General features: G+C 38.5%; 20 protein-coding genes. 19 read left to right on the top strand and 1 reads right to left on the bottom strand.

Features of this window, described 5'->3' with window-relative positions; all coding sequences use genetic code 11:
- Positions 1 to 273: 273 nt before the first annotated feature.
- From QZZ41_RS09400 to QZZ41_RS09380, 5 genes are all read left to right on the top strand, one after another.
- Positions 274 to 1,410 (top strand): endo alpha-1,4 polygalactosaminidase, encoded by a 1,137-nt coding sequence (locus QZZ41_RS09400; protein WP_295070919.1) that lies wholly within the window; start codon positions 274 to 276, stop codon positions 1,408 to 1,410.
- Positions 1,411 to 1,636: 226 nt separating this feature from the next.
- Positions 1,637 to 2,011: a fluoride efflux transporter CrcB gene (crcB, locus tag QZZ41_RS09395; RefSeq protein WP_295070917.1), complete on the top strand. Its 375-nt coding sequence runs from the start codon at positions 1,637 to 1,639 to the stop codon at positions 2,009 to 2,011.
- 16 nt (positions 2,012 to 2,027) lie between these two features.
- Positions 2,028 to 2,594 carry a YqiA/YcfP family alpha/beta fold hydrolase gene (locus QZZ41_RS09390; RefSeq protein WP_295070914.1) on the top strand — a complete coding sequence of 189 codons (567 nt, stop codon included), beginning with the start codon at positions 2,028 to 2,030 and terminating at the stop codon, positions 2,592 to 2,594.
- A gap of 140 nt (positions 2,595 to 2,734) precedes the next feature.
- Positions 2,735 to 3,718, top strand: a complete 984-nt coding sequence (locus QZZ41_RS09385; RefSeq protein WP_295070911.1) for a radical SAM protein — start codon at positions 2,735 to 2,737, stop codon at positions 3,716 to 3,718.
- Positions 3,715 to 4,407: a dockerin type I repeat-containing protein gene (locus QZZ41_RS09380; RefSeq protein WP_295070908.1), complete on the top strand. Its 693-nt coding sequence runs from the start codon at positions 3,715 to 3,717 to the stop codon at positions 4,405 to 4,407. The genes QZZ41_RS09385 and QZZ41_RS09380 overlap by 4 nt, the downstream gene beginning before the upstream one ends.
- A gap of 120 nt (positions 4,408 to 4,527) precedes the next feature.
- On the opposite strand, the gene QZZ41_RS09375 is transcribed toward QZZ41_RS09380, so the two are convergent.
- Positions 4,528 to 5,238 (bottom strand): type IV pilin protein, encoded by a 711-nt coding sequence (locus tag QZZ41_RS09375; protein WP_295070906.1) that lies wholly within the window; start codon positions 5,236 to 5,238, stop codon positions 4,528 to 4,530.
- A gap of 1,391 nt (positions 5,239 to 6,629) precedes the next feature.
- Between QZZ41_RS09375 and QZZ41_RS09370 the strand changes: the two genes are divergently transcribed.
- From QZZ41_RS09370 to QZZ41_RS09305, 14 genes are all read left to right on the top strand, one after another.
- Positions 6,630 to 7,847 carry a DegT/DnrJ/EryC1/StrS aminotransferase family protein gene (locus QZZ41_RS09370; RefSeq protein ID WP_295070903.1) on the top strand — a complete coding sequence of 406 codons (1,218 nt, stop codon included), beginning with the start codon at positions 6,630 to 6,632 and terminating at the stop codon, positions 7,845 to 7,847.
- Between the two features lie 17 nt (positions 7,848 to 7,864).
- Positions 7,865 to 8,563, top strand: coding sequence for a sugar transferase (locus QZZ41_RS09365; RefSeq protein WP_295070900.1), 699 nt, complete (start codon positions 7,865 to 7,867; stop codon positions 8,561 to 8,563).
- The gene (locus tag QZZ41_RS09360) at positions 8,556 to 9,434 is read left to right on the top strand and encodes a LicD family protein (RefSeq protein WP_295070898.1); all 879 of its coding nucleotides are present in this window, start codon (positions 8,556 to 8,558) and stop codon (positions 9,432 to 9,434) included. Before QZZ41_RS09365 ends, QZZ41_RS09360 begins: the two co-directional genes overlap by 8 nt.
- Position 9,435: 1 nt before the next feature.
- Positions 9,436 to 10,152 (top strand): 2-C-methyl-D-erythritol 4-phosphate cytidylyltransferase, encoded by a 717-nt coding sequence (ispD, locus tag QZZ41_RS09355; protein ID WP_295070894.1) that lies wholly within the window; start codon positions 9,436 to 9,438, stop codon positions 10,150 to 10,152.
- A 16-nt stretch (positions 10,153 to 10,168) separates the two neighbouring features.
- Positions 10,169 to 11,203, top strand: coding sequence for an NAD(P)-dependent oxidoreductase (locus QZZ41_RS09350; RefSeq protein WP_295070891.1), 1,035 nt, complete (start codon positions 10,169 to 10,171; stop codon positions 11,201 to 11,203).
- A 139-nt stretch (positions 11,204 to 11,342) separates the two neighbouring features.
- The gene (locus QZZ41_RS09345) at positions 11,343 to 12,806 is read left to right on the top strand and encodes a lipopolysaccharide biosynthesis protein (RefSeq protein WP_295070888.1); all 1,464 of its coding nucleotides are present in this window, start codon (positions 11,343 to 11,345) and stop codon (positions 12,804 to 12,806) included.
- On the top strand, positions 12,796 to 14,094 hold the full coding sequence (locus QZZ41_RS09340) for a CDP-glycerol glycerophosphotransferase family protein (RefSeq protein WP_295070885.1): 1,299 nt from the start codon (positions 12,796 to 12,798) through the stop codon (positions 14,092 to 14,094). The genes QZZ41_RS09345 and QZZ41_RS09340 overlap by 11 nt, the downstream gene beginning before the upstream one ends.
- A gap of 1 nt (position 14,095) precedes the next feature.
- Positions 14,096 to 15,220 (top strand): polysaccharide pyruvyl transferase family protein, encoded by a 1,125-nt coding sequence (locus QZZ41_RS09335; protein ID WP_295070883.1) that lies wholly within the window; start codon positions 14,096 to 14,098, stop codon positions 15,218 to 15,220.
- Between the two features lie 2 nt (positions 15,221 to 15,222).
- Positions 15,223 to 16,443, top strand: coding sequence for a Coenzyme F420 hydrogenase/dehydrogenase, beta subunit C-terminal domain (locus tag QZZ41_RS09330; protein ID WP_295070881.1), 1,221 nt, complete (start codon positions 15,223 to 15,225; stop codon positions 16,441 to 16,443).
- Positions 16,444 to 16,445: 2 nt separating this feature from the next.
- Positions 16,446 to 17,519, top strand: coding sequence for an aminotransferase class V-fold PLP-dependent enzyme (locus tag QZZ41_RS09325; protein ID WP_295070878.1), 1,074 nt, complete (start codon positions 16,446 to 16,448; stop codon positions 17,517 to 17,519).
- A gap of 29 nt (positions 17,520 to 17,548) precedes the next feature.
- Positions 17,549 to 18,904 carry a Gfo/Idh/MocA family oxidoreductase gene (locus QZZ41_RS09320; protein WP_295070875.1) on the top strand — a complete coding sequence of 452 codons (1,356 nt, stop codon included), beginning with the start codon at positions 17,549 to 17,551 and terminating at the stop codon, positions 18,902 to 18,904.
- A gap of 188 nt (positions 18,905 to 19,092) precedes the next feature.
- Entirely contained in the window at positions 19,093 to 20,124 is a 1,032-nt protein-coding gene (locus QZZ41_RS09315; RefSeq protein ID WP_295070872.1) for a glycosyltransferase, read from the top strand.
- A gap of 21 nt (positions 20,125 to 20,145) precedes the next feature.
- The gene (locus QZZ41_RS09310; RefSeq protein WP_295070870.1) at positions 20,146 to 21,282 is read left to right on the top strand and encodes an EpsG family protein; all 1,137 of its coding nucleotides are present in this window, start codon (positions 20,146 to 20,148) and stop codon (positions 21,280 to 21,282) included.
- A 20-nt stretch (positions 21,283 to 21,302) separates the two neighbouring features.
- Positions 21,303 to 22,211, top strand: a complete 909-nt coding sequence (locus QZZ41_RS09305; RefSeq protein WP_295070867.1) for a glycosyltransferase family 2 protein — start codon at positions 21,303 to 21,305, stop codon at positions 22,209 to 22,211.
- Positions 22,212 to 22,280: the final 69 nt, after the last annotated feature.

Below are 22,280 nucleotides of genomic sequence, written 5' to 3'. Positions count from 1 at the left end.
GCTGTTCCAAGTTTTCAGAGAACAGCGAAATAATACGAAGGCGCATCGCAAAGGGTGAATTCAAAAACAGTCCAGTGGACTGTTTTTGAAGAGGGAACGCCTTGCAAGAGAAGGCGTTCCCTATCTATATACGCATATAACCTATGTGCAGGTCTTTTTTACTTTTTAATAATTTTTGTCTGAAATCTTTTCTTTGTTTCGTATATACTAATGTAAGGGAAATGCTCCCTTATGAAATTCGTTAAAATACTGATCTTAGAAAAGAGGGTTAGAATGAAAAACAACAGAATATCAAGTATAGTTACGGCAATTGCAATGTGTTCGGCAGTATTTACAGCAAATTTCAGCATTTTAAAGGCAGAAGCAGCAGATATCAAATATGAGTACGGCGTTTTTCTCGGCGCAGATCCCGAAGATGTTTCCGATATGGAGTGCTATAAAAAGATCGTCATAGATGCTCAGTATTTTGATAAGGAAGAGATCACCAGACTAAAGGACTCAGGCCACACTGTTTACAGCTATATAAACCTTGGTTCTGTTGAAGAATTCCGCTCTTATTTCAAGAATTATGAAGATTACTTCCTCGGTGTATACGAGAACTGGGAAGATGAAAGATGGGTAGATGTTTCCCAGAAAGACTGGCAGAAATTCGTAGTTGATGATCTTGCAAAGAAGATACTCGACAAGGGCGTTGACGGACTTTTTGTTGACAACTGCGATGTGTACTATAACTTCAAAAAAACTGAAATATTCAATGGCGTAACGGAAATACTCAAAGGCTTCAAAAAATACGGCACATATGTTATCATCAACGGCGGTGATACCTATGTAACAGAGTATGCAAAGAAGAACAAGAGCCTTGACGCTGTTATGGACGCTGTAAATCAGGAATCGGTTTTCAGTGCCATCGACTGGGACCATGATACTTTTACCAAGAACAGCGATGAGGACAGAGAGTATTTTCAGGACTACTGCAAGCTTGTAGCCGACTACGGCAAAGATGTTTATCTGCTTGAATATACCAAGGACAGCAAGGTGATCGACTCGATAAAGAAGTACTGCAAGGAGAAAGGGTATACATATTATGCTTCAAGTACACTTGACCTTAAAACTCCCGGGCAGGAAGCAGGCTCACAGCCGCTTATAAAAAATGAAGAAACACCGAAAAAGCAAACTTTGGCAGGCGATGCCAATATGGACGGAACAGTTGATCTGTCAGATGCCGTCCTTATAATGCAGTCGCTGGCAAATCCCGATAAATACGGACTTAAAGGTACTGATGAAAATCACATCACCGAGCAGGGAACTGCAAATGCAGACGTTGAAGGCGGAGACGGTATGACAGTCAATGATGCTTTGGTTATACAGAAGTATCTTCTCGGACTTATACCTTCGCTTCCCGTAAAATAACACAAGTTTCTTGACCAAATTTATATATATTTTGAAGGGGCTTTGCCCCTTCGATTTTTTTCTTGGGATAAATCTAAATGAGCCTGTGGAGTAAAATGCACTCCGCAGGCTTTTTTGATATATCATGCTGATGAGACAGATTTTTATTGCATTTCAGGCTTTAGTGATGTATAATTGAAGTGAAAAAGCATACGCTGCGGCTAACAGATTTGAATGAGGTGAAGAAATGACAGATTGTTTGATAGTTGCTTTCGGAGGTGCTATAGGAGCAGTTTGCAGATTTTTGATAGGAAAGCTCCCCGTAGGCAGCAATGAAGGCTTTCCCATAAAAACCTTCCTTATAAATATTATTGGCTGTTTTATCATAGGACTTGCGGCTGCGTTGGCATTGAAGCAATTATCGGAGTCGCCGAAACTTGTTATGTTTCTTAAAGTCGGCATCTGCGGCGGATTTACAACGTTTTCGTCCTTTGCCCTTGAAACGAGCGGACTTATTGAAAAAGGCTCGTATCTGACAGCAGCCGCATATGTTGTATTGAGTGTCGTGCTAGGAGTTGCCGCTGTATTTGCAGCGCAGTTCCTTGCGGAAAAGATCTTTTGAACACAGGAGCAGAAATATGAAGATACTTAATTTACACGGCTTCATGGGTGAAGCTGATAACAAGAATTACAAGGCACTTTGCGGAATGTTCCCTGCGGAAGATATTATTTCTCCGCAGCTTAAATATATTGAAACTTCGCCGATAGAACTGCTTGAGCAGCTTGCAGCGTATGCGGATACTGATGACTTTATATTTGTGGGACAGAGCTTGGGCGGCTGGTACGCTGATAAGCTGAGCCGCAGGTTCAAACGTTCGTGTATACTTACAAATCCATGCTATTATCCCCATGAACTGGAGCTTATTACAGCTTCGGGGATACCTGCTGAGTTTATTGAGCAGTATCGTGATATGTCGGCACATGAGAAGAATGAACGTGCATATACCCTGTGCAGTGACGGTGATACTGTTCTTCCTGATAATTATCCAACCTGCGTAAAGCTGTCGGAGCAGGTCGTCAGAGTACACGGAAGTCACAGTACCATTGAGAACGTAGGGAAGCATATTTCTGAGCTGCTCACCGAGATAATGAAAATTACCGCAGATACAAGTATAAAGACAGTGACACTTTACAATCACAGCTGAGGCAGAAAAAAATTTTTAAAACAGGTGAGAGTTTTTATATAATCCTTCGTCTAATAAGTGAACAGTAAATAATACGTATTCTTTTACAGTAACGATCTTAATGAGATCTGCGAGTCTTTAAACGGAAGCGAGATGATATTTTGGACTATACTATCAGCATAACCAACAAATGCAATCTGAAGTGCAGTTATTGTTATGAAAGGCATCTTAACACTGAATACGGCTGCATCACCGATGAAATGAGAGATAAGATCGCAGAGTACATAAAGAAGCAGGGAAATGCAGAGACAGTTTATCTTTTTGGCGGTGAACCGCTGCTTTACAAGGATACCGTAAAGTACTACTGTGAGAATATAGATGCGGAACAGATCGTTATTACCACCAATGGTACGCTGCTCGATGAAGAATTCATAAAGTGGTGTATGGACAGAAAGAATGTTGTTATCAATATGTCCCATGACGGTAAAGAATGTACGGAGCGCGGCGTAGATATGGCAGTTCTTGATGCAAATCTGAAAATATTACTGAAATATCAGCCCGAAACACTTGTCCAGCTTGTGTACACAGAGCAGACGCTTCCGAAATTATATGATAATATCATGTATCTGAAAGGGCTTGGCGTTAAAAAAGTCTCGGCAACAATGGACGCATTCCTGATGCCCGAGGATCTTGACAGCTTCGGCGATATTATGAGAGAACAGTGGCGAAAAATAGGCGAAATAAAGGACCTTTTTATGTATGAGCTCACTGCCAAAAAGAACAGTATCAAGGAACACAAACCAAGTACCTGCGAGATATGCAGAAAGAAGGTCTTTATCAATTGGGACGGGAAGTTTTATCCCTGTGTTCAGTTCCAGAATATAGCCGAATACCGCTGCGGCGATGTTTTTGTTGGTATAGAGGCTGAAAAGGCAAGAAAAGCCCACCCAGATTATTCAATGCTTTCGGAAAGATGTAAAGGCTGCGAGATAGCTATGTATTGCCGCAACTCCTGCGCGTGCAGAAAAATGGCTACAACAGGCACTGTAAGAGATATCTCGGAAGCCGCTTGTATGGAGGAACAGGTGCAGATACTTACTGCACTTGAAATATTATCTAAGGAAAACGGAGGGAATAAACAATGAGGAAATTTACAAAAGAGATAGCATCGCTTTTAGCAACTGTTACTGTGGGGCTTTCTGCGAACGCAGGTTCAGCAGCTTCGGAAGAAGTTTGGAAAATGACCGGTCAGGCGACTGATCCCGATTACATTGACGAGCTTGCTCCTACCGCAGGTGTAGTTATGCTGCCTGACGATGAGCTGCCGATAACTACAACTACTACTGAAGTTCCTTCAATGGTAGGCACTACAGTTACCAAAAAGCCCACCACAACAACTACAACAACTACTACAGGGCTTATAGGTACAACTACTGCGAAGATAGAAACAACAACGACAGTTCCGTCAATGGTTGGTACTACAGTCGCCCCTGCCAAAATAACTACTACTGCTGCACCAACAATAACTCCTTCAATGATAGGTACTACAGTAGCAACAAAAGAAACAACTGAAACAACAACTACAGAGGAGTTTCCGCCTCTTATGGGAGTGCTTGGACCGGCAAATGGTGATGCAAACTGCGACGGAGATGTTGATATGTCTGATGCTGTTATTGTAATGCAGGCTCTTGCAAATCCGAATAAGTATGGCTTGAACGGTACATCTGATAATCATCTTACTTCCGAAGGCGAACGCAATGCTGATATGAACGGCGACGGTCTGACTGTAAGTGATGCACTTGCTATCCAGGAGAAGCTTCTTGGTCTTAATTAATACAAAGCTCCTGAGCTTAGCAGCATTTAAGCATTGCGGCTCATATGCATAAAAAGGCGAACGCTTCCAATCTCTCGGAAGCGTTCTTTAGGTTTTACACTTATGTCAAATCCCCAAGAATCAGGTGTAATTACTTGCAGGATTTGGATACACACGGTATGCAGGACCATTTTCACACTTATAGCCGTCGCCTGCCCAGATCTCAACCTGAGAAGGATCATCGAGACGATAACATATCAGCCAGCGTACCAGCGGCAGAGTACCGCCGTCATCACGCTTGGTATAAGGCATTTTGACCTGGAAATTATCGCCCTTCTGTTGTCCGACTTTCATATCGAGCTCAGCACACAGTCTTTTTACGAACGTGGTATATCTCTTGTCTGAGTAGTCCCATGTTCTGAAAACGTGTGTGATATGTGAAGGATTTTTCCAGTCGCTTCCTGTGCTGTGTGCGTATCCGTCAACTCTTGCAACTACTGTAAAACGGTAGTTGCCTTCGGCTTTAAGAGGAGAATTAACGTTGCCTACTCTCTCGGAATAGGTGCTTGATACGCCTTTGTATTTGGTGGTCGTATTTATTACACGACCGTCAGCAGTTGCTTCATAAGCCACCCATGAACTCTGAGGAGTGTAGAACGACTCATAGGCATCTTCGTCTGCAAGTGCAAGCATTGCTGACATATAGATAGTTCTGCCGTTTTCAACGGTAGCTTTTTTCTTTGAAAGCTCAACATATCCGAGTATTGAAGGAACGATTATAGTACCGAGCACGGCGATTATAGCAAGAACGATTATCAATTCCATCAATGTGAAGCCCTTGTTTTTCCTCATAAATGTCACCTCGACTTAATTGGATATTTGTTTTGAACTTCCAGGTGCATATCGAATATGCACCTGAAAACTCTATCCGGATTTATCCTTTCTTTATATATATGATACCACGAATTATAACAAAATAGATGTATAATTTGTGAACAATGCACTATAACGCCGGAATTTCGTAGCCTTGAACAATGTGGAGTATTACGATTTGTAAATAATAACGAGTGAGAGTTAGTGCAAAATATACAAAATGGAAATAAAAATCTGTGGTAAAAAACCAGTATAAAGCAATTTTTTATGATTATACAGAAAAAATTTTAACTCTTTGAGTTGCTGGGAATATGATTCTTTTGAATTGATTTTGAGGTTTTATTCGAGAAAAAATAAAGATATTCATTAGACTATTGTTTTTACATTTAGTTATATTATTAGTTTCCTGACAGTTTTATAGTGTTTTTTTAGTTTTTTGAGTATAGTGCATGATAATTTATACTGAAGATAGGGAATAATCGGCAAGCATTATCCCTGATGACAGCTGTACAACGAGTTATACAGCATTTTAATAAGCTTACTTAATAAACAATTAGTATAATCTATAGTGCAATTTAAACGGAAGATAGTATAGTTAATTTGTTGAAAATGCCAAAAATCAAAGACAGATATGATTTACCTTATTTTTTCACTTGCTTTTTTTTTTGCCAACGGGTATAATTGAAACGTACGGGTTTTGTTCGTTTAATACTATTAATAGAATACAGTGTTTTCGCGGAATGTTTTTTTGCGAAAACCGAAAATGTTATAAAAAAAGCAGCATCAGATTGCCGGCAGTGTGATACCATTATAATTATACTGCCTGCTCACAAACTCTTGATATAGATAAAGCCTTTGAAAGACATAAGAGGTCGGCAATGATATGTGATCTCATGTTATCAGCTTGCGAAGGTTTATTATATAACACAACGATTTGAATGATCTGTCTGATCATATTGACTTATGCAGAGTAGTTTTAACGTGAATACGGTGCTCCGAATAAGTTTTCATAATAACAGGCGTTTTGTATACTGCGGCTTGCTAAAAATATCGTTTTACAAGGTCAGGATATAGCATTCGGAGCGTATCGTGACTATATGACGTAAAACAGGATTATTCACATAAGCTGGTATAAGCTTATTAAAGAGTGCTATGGCATATATATTTCATATTTAAAAGTACGTGTCGTTTGCATATTCGGCGAAAATGAAGTTGAGTACGTGGACGACAAAGTTTTGTATGAACAGATATTTGGCAAGTATCGGTTCGCATTTGGTACAATGCGCGTTTTATGAGAGAACAGATCAGAAACATTCATCTTGTTGAAAAAACTTTTTCTAAGATAGTAATAATTAGGAGATGTAAATTTAATGAGTTCAACACAAAAGAGATCGATCCCTTTCAGCCCACCGGATATCAGCGAAGCTGAGATAAATGAAGTCTGTGAAGCACTTCGTTCGGGTTGGATAACTACAGGTCCGAAAACAAAGCAGCTTGAAAAAGAGGTCGCTGAATATGTAGGCACTGACCGTGCGGTTTGTCTTAATTCACAGACAGCCTGTGCTGAAATGGCACTTCGTATCCTTGGTATCGGAGAAGGTGACGAGGTCATCGTTCCTGCGTATACATATACAGCTTCTGCTTCCGTTGTATATCATGTTGGCGCAAAGATCGTCCTTGTTGATGTTCAGAAGGACAGCCTTGAAATGGATTATGATGCACTTGAGAACGCTATAACAGAAAGAACAAAGGCTATCATACCTGTTGATCTTGCAGGTATACCCTGTGACTATGACAGGATATTTGCTATAGTTGAAGCTAAAAAGAATCTTTTCAAGCCTTCAAACAAGATACAGGAGGCTATGGGAAGAATTGCTGTCTGTGCTGATACAGCCCATGCATTCGGTGCTTCATGGCACGGCAGAATGGCAGGCTCTATTGCGGATTTCTCTTCTTTCTCGTTCCATGCAGTAAAGAACTTTACGACTGCTGAGGGCGGTGCTCTTTCGTGGAGAAATATCGATGGTATAGATAATGAGGAGATATATCATAATGTTCAGCTCTTCAGCCTTCACGGTCAGAGCAAGGACGCTCTTGCAAAGACTCAGCTCGGCGCGTGGGAGTATGATATCGTCGGAGCATGGTATAAGTGCAATATGACAGATGTTGCAGCTGCTATGGGACTTGCTCAGATGAAGCGTTATCCCGGTATGCTTGCAAGACGTAAGCAGATAATCGAAAAATATGATTCTGTTCTCGTTCCTCTTGGAGTTGAAACATTAAAGCACTATACAGAGGATCATATCTCTTCGGGACACCTTTATATTACAAGGATCCCCGGTATCAGCCCTGAAAAGCGTTCTGATATCATAATCGAAATGGCTGAGCAGGGAGTTGCCTGCAATGTTCATTACAAGCCCCTTCCTATGCATACAGCATATAAGAACATGGGATTTGATATCAAGGATTTCCCGAATGCATATAACAGATTTGCGAATGAGATCACTCTTCCGCTTCATACCTGTCTTACAGATGAAGATGTTGAGTATGTACTTGAAAAGTATTCAAGTATCATAAGGAGTTTATAATACAGTAGGTGCAGTTGATGACATTAAGAAAATGGGAAGAGCTTCCGAAGTTCATGCGGCGTAAGGAAGTTCGCGAGTATTACGATATTCTGAGCAAAAAACGTTTCAGTCTGAAGTGCAAAAGAATATTCGATGTTGTGCTCTCAGCGATAATGCTTGTTATTTTGTTGCCTGTTTTTGTAATACTTGCAGTAGCGATCAAGCTTGATTCACCGGGACCTGTTTTTTATAAGCAGGAAAGAGTAACTCAGTATGGAAAGAAATTCAAGATATACAAGTTCCGTACAATGGTGAATAATGCTGATAAGGTCGGGGCAGCGGTTACAGTAGGCAATGACAGCCGTATCACCCGAGTTGGTTCAAAAATACGTGATTATAGGCTCGATGAGATCGGACAGCTTATAAATGTCCTCAAGGGCGAAATGAGTTTTGTAGGCACTCGTCCCGAGGTAATGAAGTACGTAAAGGGTTATACACCCGAAATGCTGGCAACATTACTGCTTCCGGCAGGTATTACATCAGAAGCGTCTATTCGCTATAAAGATGAAGCACGTTTGCTTGATGCAGCTGATGATGTTGATAAGGTGTATATTGAACAGGTCCTTCCCGGTAAGATGGTATGGAATCTCGAAAGCATAAGACGATTCAGATTCCTTAGAGAAATATTAACGATGTTTAGAACAGCTGCAGCTGTAATGGGGAAAAATTATGACTGAAAAAAATAGTATAATCCACGCTACAACACGAGAACTTCAAGAGAAAATGCTTGAAATGCTGTTGTATTTTGATGAGTTCTGCAAAAAAAACAACTTAATGTATTACCTTTGCGGAGGTTGCCTTATCGGTGCTGTAAGGCATAAGGGATTTATCCCTTGGGACGATGACATCGACCTCTTCATGCCGCGCCCTGATTATGAAAAATTAGCAAAGATATGGAATCAGGAGGCGGATACGAGCAAGTATATTTATTGCCGAACAACAAGAAATAAGGTCTACCATGACGGCGGCGCATCGGTTCGTGATATCCGCACAACAGAGATCAATCGTCATAGTATAAATGAAGATATTTGTCACGGCATCGCACTGGAGATAATGCCTATAGACGGCTGTCCAAAGTCAAAAATAAAGCGAGCAAGTCAGCTTTATAATGCATTTATGTTCAGCCTTTTCAATGTTCAGAGACTTCCTGATAATAAGGGCGGATTGATTCGTGCATTTTCAAATATCATATATAAGATAGTAAGATCTCCGGAATCAAGATATAAGATCTGGAAGAAATGTCAGAGAAAAATGACAAAATTCAATTGGGACGATTGTGACGAAGTTACAGAGTTGATCGGTTCTATAAAGGGAATGCTGCTCAGACATCCGAAAAAGGATTTCGATAATGTTGTCTATCTGGACTTTGAAGGACATAAAGTACCGGTTATGGCCGGTTATGAACGATATCTGACTGAGATATGGGGCGACTATATGCAGCTGCCGCCAGTAGAGAAGCGCGTTGCAAAGCATGATGCGGTTTATTTGAGCACAACAGAGCCATATAAACAGTTTAAAGGCAAGTATTATTGTGTGAAGGAGAAGTAAGATGAATATAGCGGTTATTTTTGCTGGCGGAACGGGACAGAGAATGAAAGCAAAAACGAAACCGAAACAGTTTCTGGAGTTGCATGGTAAACCGATCCTTGTGTATACAATAGAGCATTTCCAGCGTCATAAGGCGATTGACGGCGTTGTTCTTGTTATCTTGGAGAGCTGGATCGAGTATTGTCAGGAGTTGATTGAGACTTTTCGTTTGACTAAAGTTAAGGCTGTTGTTAAAGGCGGAGCAACAGGACAGGAGTCGATATACAATGGACTTTCTGAGGTCGAGAGACTGTATGGTAAAGAAAACGTTACAGTTCTGATACATGATGGTGTACGTCCGCTGATCGATGAACAAACTATCACAAATGCGTTGGATTGTGTTAAATTACATGGAAATGCAATTACAGTCACATCTGCTATTGAAACCGTTTCTATGACTGATGAAAATGGCAAGATAGTAAACATAATGGAAAGATCACAGTGCTTTATGGCAAGAGCTCCTCAGTGTTTTAGGCTTTCTGAGCTTATTGATTCTCACCGCAAAGCAATCGAGGAGAAAAAGGAATTTATTGATTCTGCAAGTATGATGCGTTACTACGGTTATGAATTGTATACTGTAGAAGGTGCAATCGAGAACATTAAGATCACGACACCGTCTGATTTTTACATTTTCAGGGCAATTGTAGATGCAAGGGAAGGTTCGCAAATATTTGGTTGAATAAGGAGTTAACTTAATGGATACCAGTGTTGAAAAAGAAGATATGGAGTACATTCTGGGATGTGACTGTATTCCTTGGAAATCGTTTGAAAATACGAATATATTTGTTACCGGAGCAACTGGATTGATTGGTTCGCTGCTTGTTAAAACATTGATAAATGCAAATAAACGTTTCTCGTTAAATATGAAGATTTATTGCCTTGTAAGAGATGAAAATAAGGCAAAGGCATTATTCGGTGAGACTAACGATGTGGTGCGTTATGTTATAGGTACATTAGAAGCGTTTGAATTCTCGGATGTTCATTTTGATTACATCATACATGGTGCTTCACCGACAGCCAGTCAGTTTTTGGTCCAAAATCCGGTAGAGACAATAGAATCTGTTGTTTTAGGAACTCGAACTCTTCTAAAACGTGCTGTTGAAGATAAAGTTTCAGGATTTCTGTTTTTATCAAGTATGGAAGCATACGGAGTTATTCATGATGACAGAGTATTGACTGAAGATCAGTTAGGTCATGTTGATCTTTCAAATGTCAGAAGCTGTTATCCCGAAGCTAAACGACTTTGTGAATTGCTGTGCTATTCTTATTCAACTGAATATGATATAAGAACGATGAGTCTTAGACTTGCTCAAACATTTGGTCCGGGTATACCGTCAAGTGACAAAAGAGTTTTTGCAATGATGGCGAATTGTGCAAGAGAGGGAAAAGATATCGTCCTTTTGACAAAGGGAAACGGACGTCACCCTTATCTTTATTCTGCGCAAGCAGTTACCGCTATTCTTTGTGTTTTGCTCAAAGGTGAAAAAGGCGAGACATATAATGCTGCAAATCCGGATACATATTGCTCAATTTATGAGATGGGCAAAATGGTAGCGGATACTATTGCAGATGGTAAGATAAGCGTTAGAATTGAAGAATCTGATGCTAACAGAAAGTATCCGCCGGCAAGCTGCCTGAATTTAAGCATTGATAAGATCACAAAACTCGGCTGGAAGCCGCAGGGGACACTTGCTGATATGTATAAGCGAATGATTGCTGTAATGAGATAAAATGATAATCATTTCTTATCTGATGATAAATAATTATGTCAGTAAATTATTTTGAAAATATTTGAGATTTAGTTGCCTAACTTATAGCAGAAGTAGGAATTTTTATTATAGGTTCATTGTTTAGGAAGAAGGGTAAATTGTGGGAGAAAACTATGGCAAAAAGACCGCATCGGGAATGATCTGGAAATTTGGAGAGCGTTTTATAGCTCAGATGGTTTCTTTAGTCGTTTCCATTATTCTTGCGCGAATTTTAACTCCTGATGATTATAGTGTTGTTGGTATTGTTACGATTTTTTTTACATTTTCAAATGTATTGATAACAAGTGGTCTGAATACTGCACTTATTCAAAAGAAAAAAAGTGATCCGGAAGACTATTCAACTGTATTAAGTGTTAGTATTGCAATTGCGATCGTACTGTATTTGATATTGTTTTTATCTGCTCCGTTGATCGCAGACTTGTATAAACAGCCATTATTAATACCTATATTTCGAATAATGGGTATCGTACTGCTGATAAATGCAGTCAAATCAGTTTTGTGTGCGTATATTTCAGTTCGCCTGGAGTTTAAAAAGTTTTTCTTTTCGACTATAGGCGGAACGCTTGTGTCAGCTGTTGTTGGAATAACAATGGCAAAACATGGCATGGGAGCTTGGGCACTTGTTGCTCAACAGATGACAAATAGCTTTATTGATACCGCTATTCTGTTCTTAACAACACATTATCGTATAAGTTTTAAAGTAGTTCCTGAACGTTTAAAAGCATTATACTCATATGGCTGGAAAATATTCCTCAGCGACCTTATCAATACGGTCTATGACGAGATCAATCCACTGATCATCGGATTGAAGTATAAGCCAAGTGATCTCTCATTTTATACAAAGGGAAGAAGTTTCCCAAGTATTCTGAATTCATCAATTTCAGATACATTTGCGGCAGTTCTTTTTCCCGTCATGTCAAAGATACAAGATGATAAGCAGCGTCTTCTGCAATATACAAGAATGTATATAAAGGTAGCATCATATATGATCTTTCCTGTATTATTTGGATTCTTTGCAGTTTCCGACAGTTTCATTGCCATCCTGTTGGGAAAGCATTGGCTGCCTGCTGCTGATTATATTCGCATTTTCTGTCTGAGCTATATGTTTAATATACTTACAAAAGGAAACCTGCAAGTAATTAAAGCGATAGGAAGAAGCGATATTCATCTGATACTTGAAATTATAAAGAAAGTATCTTTCCTTATTGTGATCATTGCATTTCTTTTTGTTGCAAAGACACCTGTATTTTTTGCATATGCAAGTATCGTGAACAGTGTTATTGCATTATTAGTCAATACTTATCCAAATAAAAAGCTGATCGGATATGATATCAAGACTCAGTTATTAGATATAATGCCAAACTTTATTATAGCGTTAATAATGGGTGTTTCTATATACATGATGAATTATATAGTTATAAACCGTATCGTTTTACTTTGTTTACAGATAGTAAGTGGTGCGCTTATATATTTAATGTTATCTTTTGTTGTTAAACCTGAAGGTTTTACAAAATCTTTTTCAATAATTAAGAAGACAATAAGAGGAGATAAAAATGAAGAATAAGATTGTTGATAAGATAGTAAAACCAGTATATCACGCAACGTTTCGTCCGTTAGTATGGAATGCACGTAAAATGAAATGGTTCCTCTATTCCAAAAAACAGATCTCAATTCGGAAAGAAATATCCAAAGAAAACATTAAAAAAGACAAAAAGATCAGAGTTTTGTTTATAATGCAGTATCCTGAGATGTGGGGTTCAGAACGAACAGTATATGAGACTATGAAAGAAGACAACCGTTTTCAAGTTGAAATACTGGCGATTCCCAAAAGCGGCGGTGTAAATCCTAAGATTAAGAGTTTTGAATCGAAAAACGAAGCATTGGATTACTGTAAAAAAGAGGGGATATCTGCAATAAATGCATTCAGTAATGGTAAATGGCTTGATTTGAGTTCAATGAAATCAGATTACATTTTTTTGCAGCGTCCCTATGATGAATGTATGCCGGATGAATACGAAATGTCAAAGCTAATGAAACACGGTTTGTTGTGTTATATACCTTACAGTGGTCATATAACACAGGGAGTGCATTTGAAAATAGAATTCAATCATATATTGCTTCGATATTTATATTTGTTTTTTGCAGATAGTTCTCATACCGCAGAGTATGTACGTTTAAGAAGCGGCAAAGAATTGTCTTCTAAGACTCGTAAAATTTTTGAATTTGGATTTCCACGGTTTGATTTGATAAAAAGACTTGGTGAACAGCCAGAGCAAAATCAGATCAATGTATTGTGGACTCCAAGATGGTCAGCTGATGACTCCAACGACAGAAGTTACTTTTTAGATTATTATGAAACTATGATGGATTACTTTAAGAATCATCGTGAACTGAATTTAGTAATTCGTCCGCATCCATTAATGTTTACTAATTTTGTAGAAAAGAAAGTTCTTAGTGAACAGGATGTATCAGAAATAAAAAAACGTGTAGCGAATGAGCCTAATATTTCCTTTGATGAAAACTTGGACTATAATATAAGCTTTAGAAAAAGCACATTCTTAGTTTCGGATATTTCTTCGCTGCTTTTAGAATACTTCATTACAGGAAAACCGATAGTGTTTTGTGGAGAGATACGTGATTTCACTACAGATGGAGTGAAAATGGCTGATCAGTTCTACTCTGTGAAGGATAAAGAGCAGCTTGTCAAACAACTTGATCTTCTTTCTTCTGGTAATGACCCCGGATTAAATGAGCGAAACGAAATAATAAAACAAGTATTTCAAGTTGACGGTAAGGCTGGACTTCGTATCGCAGAGGCTGTATATCAAGACGCACAGGAGTTGATAAGATAGTATGAAGGTTTTCGGCGTTGTAAGCTATAATATATATTGCAACTTTACAAATTACGGATCCGCCCTTCAGTCATGGGCATTAACACAAGCAATAGGCAAACTCGGACATCACGCAAAGTTGGTTGACTATTGCCCTGATATCCTTGCAGACAAAGATCCATTGAACCCGTTTGAGAATATGTGGGATAAGGATGAAGAATCACGCAGAATGTGTGAGCTGACAATGCCTGCAATTCGTATTAATTATGAAAAGTTCGATAAATTTTATCATGAACGTTTTAATAAGACTGAGAAGAAATATACTTCTGCAAATTTTAATGACATCATTGAAGACGAGAAAATCAACGGTTTTGTTTGCGGAAGTGATACAATTTTCTGTCCTGATGAATTCGGTTTTGATGACGGTTATTATGCAAACTATGATTGCATGAAAAACGGTTTTGCAGCTGCTTATGCTGCAAGTTTTGGTGATCCGCATTTTACTGATGAGACATATCAGATCCTTAATGCAAGGCTTCAAAACTTTAAGGCATTCGGTCTGCGTGAGAATTTGATGATTCCTTATGTTAGTGAGCATACTTCTGTACCTGTACAAAAGGTTGTTGATCCGACTTTGCTGCTGACTTCTGAGGATTATGATCGTATAGCTGAGAAACGCATTGTTCCAGAGAAATATCTGCTGCTGTATGCACGCCGCTATAATCCAACTATGACCGAGTATGCTGAGAAGCTTGCAAAAGAACATGGTTGGAAGATAATAGACATTAGTCTGCGTGCAACCAATGCGGAGCGTGGACATCAGATGTTCTATGAAGCAGGAGTTGAAGAATTCCTTTCGCTTGTCAAGCACGCAGAATACGTAGTAACAAATTCGTTTCACGGTATGATCTTCAGTGTACAGTATCGAAGACCATTTGTTGTGTTTTCTCGTGAACAGTGTGATACTAAAATAGAAGAATTGCTTGCTCTGTTTGGCTTGTCTGATCGTATGTTGGTCAATGGAACAGAATCATTCCGTGATACGATCAATTATGATACAGTGCATCAAAACATAGATGCCGCTCGTCAGGAATCAATACGCTTTTTGAAGTCAGAGCTGGATATGTGTCCCGTAAAGGAGCAGTAAAAATGGATTTCTTGACTACAAAAGTTAAAGGTGAGTGTTTCGGCTGTGAAGCTTGTGCGCAGATATGTCCCAAAAGTGCTGTAAGCATCAGTGAGGATGAAGAAGGTTTCCGTTACCCTTTCATTAATGAGGAGCTTTGTATAAATTGCGGGTTGTGCCATAAGGTATGTCCTGCAAATAATATGCCGGAAGCATCAAAGGATTCTAAATATGCATATGGCGGATATCACAAAAGCAATAATGTTCGTCGTTTCAGCACATCAGGCGGTGCATTTACCGCAATTGCACAAGCTTGGTGTGATGAGAATTATGTCGTATACGGTGCAGCATCAAAAGGACTTGATGTTTTTCATTATGGTATCGATGATATTAAAAAGCTGCCTGTTATATGTAAATCAAAATACTCACAGAGCCGTATTGGCAATACCTTTATCAAGATAAGAGATGATCTTAAAGCAGGAAAGAAAGTGCTTTTTTCAGGTACTCCTTGTCAGGTGACAGGTTTAAAAACATTTTTGCAGAATGCTGATACCACTAACTTGCTTTTAGTGGAAGTAATATGCGAAGGTGTGCCAAGTCCGCATTACATTAGAAAGCTTGATGACCATGTTGAACGCAAATACGGTGCGCGTATCAAAAAACTGGATTATCGAAGCAAGGGATTTAAGTCTGCGCCCTCTTCATTCAAATGGGATTTTCAGAGAATGTGTTTGGAACTGAAAAACGGAACGATCCTTGACAAGGATCGCTGGTTCAATCCATATTGGTCCATTTGGCTCAAACACCTGATGAGCCGTCCGTCATGCTATCAATGTCCTTTTACAACTACAGAACGTCAGGCTGATATCACGCTTGGCGATCTTTGGGGAGTGCATCTGTATTGTCCCGAGCTTTATGGCAAAAACGGCGGAGCATCACTGATCGTATGCAATACCGAAAAGGGAAAAGAACTCTGGAATAAGGCTGCAAAACGATTTGTCGGACATGAGCTTGATTTCGAGACTGCATTGAAGTATCAGAGCCCTATGCGAAAGCATATTGACGGAAATCCGCAGCGTGATGATTGTATGCGTGATCTGATGGACACAAGTATGGATTATACTGAGATTTGTAAAAAATGGGCAGATGCACCTACAAAAAAACTGCTATTTCAAAAGTATGTCTGGGGAAACAGACAAAAAGTATTTTTATGGAATCTCAGACATAGAAGTGAGGAGGAGTAATATTGCTTAATTTTACAGTAGGACCGGTTATGTGCAGCGATGAGGTTTGCGCTGTTGGCGGAGAACAGGTGCCTTATTTTCGTACACCTGAATTTTCTGAATTGATGTTTGAAAATGAGCAGCTTATGCTGAAATTTTCAAAAGCACCCAAGGACTCAAGAGTAGCTTTCATGACAAATTCTTCCACGGGTTCAATGGAAGCAACTGTCATGAATTGTTTTACGGATAATGATAAAGTGCTGGTCATCAACGGCGGAAGCTTTGGACAGCGATTTTGTGAACTTTGTGAGATACATGATGTTCCTCACGATGTCCTGAAACTTAATCACGGACAAAAGCTGACAAAAGAGAGACTTTATGAGTATGATGGAAAAGGTTATACAGGTCTGCTGGTAAATATAGATGAAACTTCTACAGGTGTTCTCTATGATTCGGAAATGATCGGAGAATTCTGTAAGAAGAACGATATGTTCTATGTATGTGACTGCGTTTCAGCATTTCTTGCCGATCCATTTGATATGGCACATTGCGGCGCAGATGTGATGATAACAGGTTCACAAAAGGTTCTTGCCTGCCCTCCGGGTGTATCAATGATAGTTCTCGCTCCGAGAGCTGTTGAGCGTGTGACAAATGCAAAAGTGAAGTCAATGTACTTTGATCTTGCAGATGTACTTAAAAATATGGAACGCGGACAGACTCCGTTCACACCTGCGGTGGGAATCCTTAGACAGATCAATACAAGACTGAAAGAAATAGAAGCAGCAGGCGGTGCAGACGCAGAGATAGCTCGTGTTGCAGCACAGGCAAAGGATTTCAGGGATAAGATCAGCGAACTTCCGTTTGAATTTGTTTCTGAGTCACCTGCAAATGGTGTTACACCTGTTCATCCGCTCAATGCAGATGCATATGAGATATTTACAGAGCTCAAGGATAACTACGGTATCTGGATTTGCCCGAACGGCGGCGATATGAAGAGCACTATTTTCCGTGTAGGTCATATAGGACATTTGACACATGATGATAATACAACACTTATTAATGCTCTGAAGGATATGCAGAGCAAGGGAAAACTTTAAGGGATAATGCTTGTAATGGAGATGATATATTGGTAAAGGTAATTACATACGGAACATATGATATGCTCCATTACGGACATATTCGATTGTTAGAGCGTGCCAAAGCTCTTGGAGATTATTTGATAGTTGGCATTACCTCTGACGACTATGACAAGACAAGAGGTAAGATCAATCTTCAGCAATCCTTAATGGAAAGAGTTGAAGCAGTAAAAGCCACAGGTCTTGCTGATGAGATAATCATTGAGGAATATGAAGGTCAGAAGATAGATGATATCAAACGTTATCAGGTCGATATCTTCACGGTAGGTTCTGATTGGGTAGGAAAATTTGATTATTTGCAGGAGTACTGCGAAGTAGTTTATTTACCAAGAACAGAAGGCATTTCAAGTACAGATCTTCGAGAAGAAAAAAGACTGGTACACATTGGAATTGTTGGAAGTAATATGGTATTATCCAAATTTATTCGCGAATGTGATTATGTTAATGGAGCTAAGATATCAGGAATTTGTACTGATGATCTGAATAAAGAACTTAATTTTCCCGAAGGTGTTCCTGTATATTCAATTGCTCAATATGAGGAATTTCTGGATCAAATGGATGCTGTGTATATTGTCACTCATCCGGCAGAGCATTATTCACATATAAAAAACGCTCTTTTGAAACGGAAACACGTTCTGTGTGAATCACCTATCGCATTATCAACGGATCAATGCACTGAGTTATGGTCTATTGCAGAACAAAACGGTTGTGTGTTGATGGATGGTATAAAAACAGCTTATGCAACTGCTTATTCCAGATTGCTTGTATTGGTAAAAAGCGGTGCGATCGGTGATGTAGTATCTGTTGACGCAGTATGTACAAGTATGCGCGATATTGATGCAATACAACGATTAGAACTCGATGAACGCTGGAATAGTATTTGTGGTTGGGGACCGACTGCACTTCTTCCGATTTTTCAAATTCTTGGTACAAATTATCTTAAGAAAACAATTGTATCAAAAACAATTGGTACTGATTCTAATTTTGATGTTTTCTCAAAAATAGATTTGATTTATTCTAATGCAGTAGCTTCACTTCGTGTTGGCAAAGGTGTAAAATCTGAGGGAGAACTTGTGATCTCAGGAACAAAGGGTTATGTATACGTTCCGGCTCCTTGGTGGCTTACAGATTATTTTGAGGTCCGCTTTGAGAATGCGACACAGAATAAACGTTATTTTTATCAATTGGACGGCGAAGGGATTCGTTATGAGATAGTAGCGTTTATTAAGTCGATCCAGAACAAAGGACGTTACAATGTAATTTCACAAGAATGTTCCGGTGCAATAGTAAAAATGATAGAATCATTCTATCAAGGAACAGACAGGTTGAATATTATTCAGCCATAAATATAACAATTGCAGCTTCGGGGAATGTTACAAGTGTCAAGAATACAGGTATGATCAAGTAAATTGATGCAAAAGAATATCTCGGTCATTTATTTGAAAATAAATAACACTCGATTAAAGTCATATGGTATACTTTCTAAATATGTATACGCAAATGATTTATGCAATTAGGTAAAAGGATAATAGATATGAATAATAATCCAATGATAAGCGTAATTATGCCGGTGTATAATTCTGAAAAATACTTGAAAGGTACATGCCAGACTATTCTGCGTCAAACGTACCGCGATTTTGAACTGATTTTGGTTGATGATGGTTCAAGTGATTCAAGTCCAAGTATTTGCGATGAATTATCTAAAGAAGACAGCAGAGTAGTTGTGATCCACCAGCAGAATAAAGGCATATGTGGAGCGAGAAATCGCGGTTTGGCTGCTGCACGAGGAAAGTATGTTACTTTTTGTGATAATGATGATGAGATGGTCATTTCATGCTTGGAGAAAAGTGTCAATGCAGCTGAAAAAACGAATTCAGACTGTGTGCGTTTCCGTAGACGACATGAATTATCAACTCGTTTTGGAAAAATAGGGGCTGATTATGCACCGTTTAAGAAATTTACCATAAAGCCGCAAAAATGGGAAGATTATCTTCTTAGTATAAAAAAGTGTGGATATGGTGTATGGGCGGGAATTTATCTTCGTTCATTTTTAAATAAGTATGATATAAACTTTGATGAGACTGTTCGTTATGGGTATGAAGATCATATTTTTGTTTCAAGAGTAAACGGAAATGCATCTAAAATTGTTTTTGTACCAGATGTTTTGTATATTTGGAAGCAGAGAGAAAATGGAAGTACATCATGTAAGAGCGGTAAAAAAGCATATGAAAACCGTTGGCTTGGCATTTTTAATTGGTATAAGCATGAGGTTGAGATCATGAAAAGATTAAATGCTTCCTCAGAACAGTGTGCATTAAGAAAATATGAATATATTTATTGCGTTTTGGATGAATTAATAGCAAATGGATGTAAATCTGATGAAATAAATGATTTTCTTATTCGCGCGAAGAAGGATATAGGTTTTGCTGCTGTAAAAAAGGTAAAAGCGGCATCGCTATCATTCAAGGAGAAAATTAAAAAAAGTACAATTGATCACAATTGTTTTTGGGGATATAAGCTCGTTCGTAAGTTTGAAAAAGTTTTGCGTGTATTACGATTATGCTGATTTATTGTATAAGGAGAACAAATGGCTATATATTATCTGACATGCGCTATATCCGTTCTTTTTGCGTCTGCTTTTGAACGAATAAGTGAAAGCAGAAAAAAGGGAATATTTCGCACAATGGCAATAATTGTGTCATCAATGCCATTGTTTATTCTTGCTTCTATTAGATATGGTGTAGGAACGGATTACTTTAATTATATCAAACATTATAAATTAGCTTTGCGAGGTGTTCGGCAAAAAGAGTTTCTATACTATCTTGTAAACAGGATCGTAGGCAAAATGGGACTTGAATATCAATGGGTCTTAGTTGTTTGTTCAGCGATTTTTTTTCTTGTTGTATTTAAACATATTTTTGATGAATCACCTTATCCTGCATTAAGTATTTTTCTTATTGTAGGAATGACTCATTATTTTGCCTATCAAAATATAGTTAGACAGATGATAGGCGGCGCAATTGTAATGTATGGCTTGCGTTATGTACAGAAAAAAGAGTTAATAAAATTTGTAATATGTATATTGCTCGCTGCCGGATTCCATTTCAGCTGCGCTCTGTTCATTATACTTTATTGGTATGATAAAATAAAGCTTACACCAGGTATTGCCGTGGCTTTAAGTGGAGTTATATTCGCATTAGCCGGAGTTATGGCGAGAATTATCATGATGATAATCATGCATACAAAACTGGCATGGTATATCGGTTCTGAGTATGATAGTAGTGTTGTAGGCTATGTATATCTGTTAGTTCAGTTTGCGGTGTTGATGCTTGCGTCATTAAGCTTTAATAGCAGCCATGATAATAATCATTTGAAGATAAATGTATCTAAGGGTATAAGAAAAAAGCTTGAAAAAATGTTCCCATTTTTAAAATGGGAGGAAGAAGATGATAGAAAGTATAAGTTATATTATACAGCACAGGTAATAAATTTGTGGATCGCTCTGTTTAGCGGGCGTATTGCGCTGATAGACAGATTTAGATATTTATTTGGATTTCCGGCAATTATATTGATACCGCTTGCTATAAAACGAATTAAAATACAGCCATTAAGAATATTAGTAATGGGTGCAATTGTCTTTTGCTTTATAGTTTATAGTTACTTGGTTACAACAAGCGGAAATCATGGTGCTTTGCCATATCGTACGATTTTTAGTGTTAATTAAGATAGTTATGGGGAATAGTGATGGATAAAATAATTGTTTTGATGTCTGCTTACAAAGGTAAGAAGTATATTAATGATCAGCTCAACAGTATTCTAAATCAAAAAAAAGTTGATGTTGAAATATTGATCCGTGTGGACGGTTCACCTGATGATACATATCAATATATTCAGGAGATTGCTTCGAAGCAGCCTAAAATCAAAGTATACGAAGGTGAGAACCTGAGATCAGCAAAATCGTTTCTTAATCTTGTTCAATGTGCTCCTGAAAATGAGTATTATGCATTCAGTGATCAGGACGATATCTGGGATGAGGATAAGCTGTATGTTGCTTTAAAACATATCAAGGGTTATCCTGCTGATAAGCCCAATATGTACTATTCCAATCTTCGGGTTGTAGATAGTAATTTGAAGACGATCAGATCGTTTCACTCATCAAGCTTTGAAGGCGAGAATAAATACAATATACTCATAGATAATATGGCGGCAGGCTGTACAATGGTTTTTAACAGAAAAGCGGCAGAACTTGCAGTAAGAAAAATACCTGAGTATTGCTTGATGCATGATGCATGGATTCATTTGGTGTGTGCATTTTTTGGAAATGTTTATTATGATAAACGACCACATATCAGTTATCGTCAGCATGAGGACAATGTTGTGGGGGCAAGTAAGCTGGATTTTGATACTGTTAAAGACAAATTCACACGTTTGTTTGATAATAGTGTTCAGCCGCGAAAGATGCTCTCAAAAGAGTTCCTGAATTGCTACCGTGATATGCTGTCTGAAAAGGAAAAGCGTGAGCTGAGTAAATTAGCGAACTATCAGCGCAGTATAAAAGATAAAATGAGCCTGCTTTTCGATAAAACTATTAAAGCTCCGAATTCACGCCGCAATATTGTTTATAAATTTTTGATCTTGTTGAATAAGGCATAATACAAAGATAAAGGTTACTTTAATAAGAGATAAGCTTTTTTAGATAAATGCCAATGTGCTGAAGCACAG

This window comes from Ruminococcus sp., from assembly GCF_016283395.1.
This window is presented reverse-complemented; position numbering and strand designations above follow the sequence as displayed.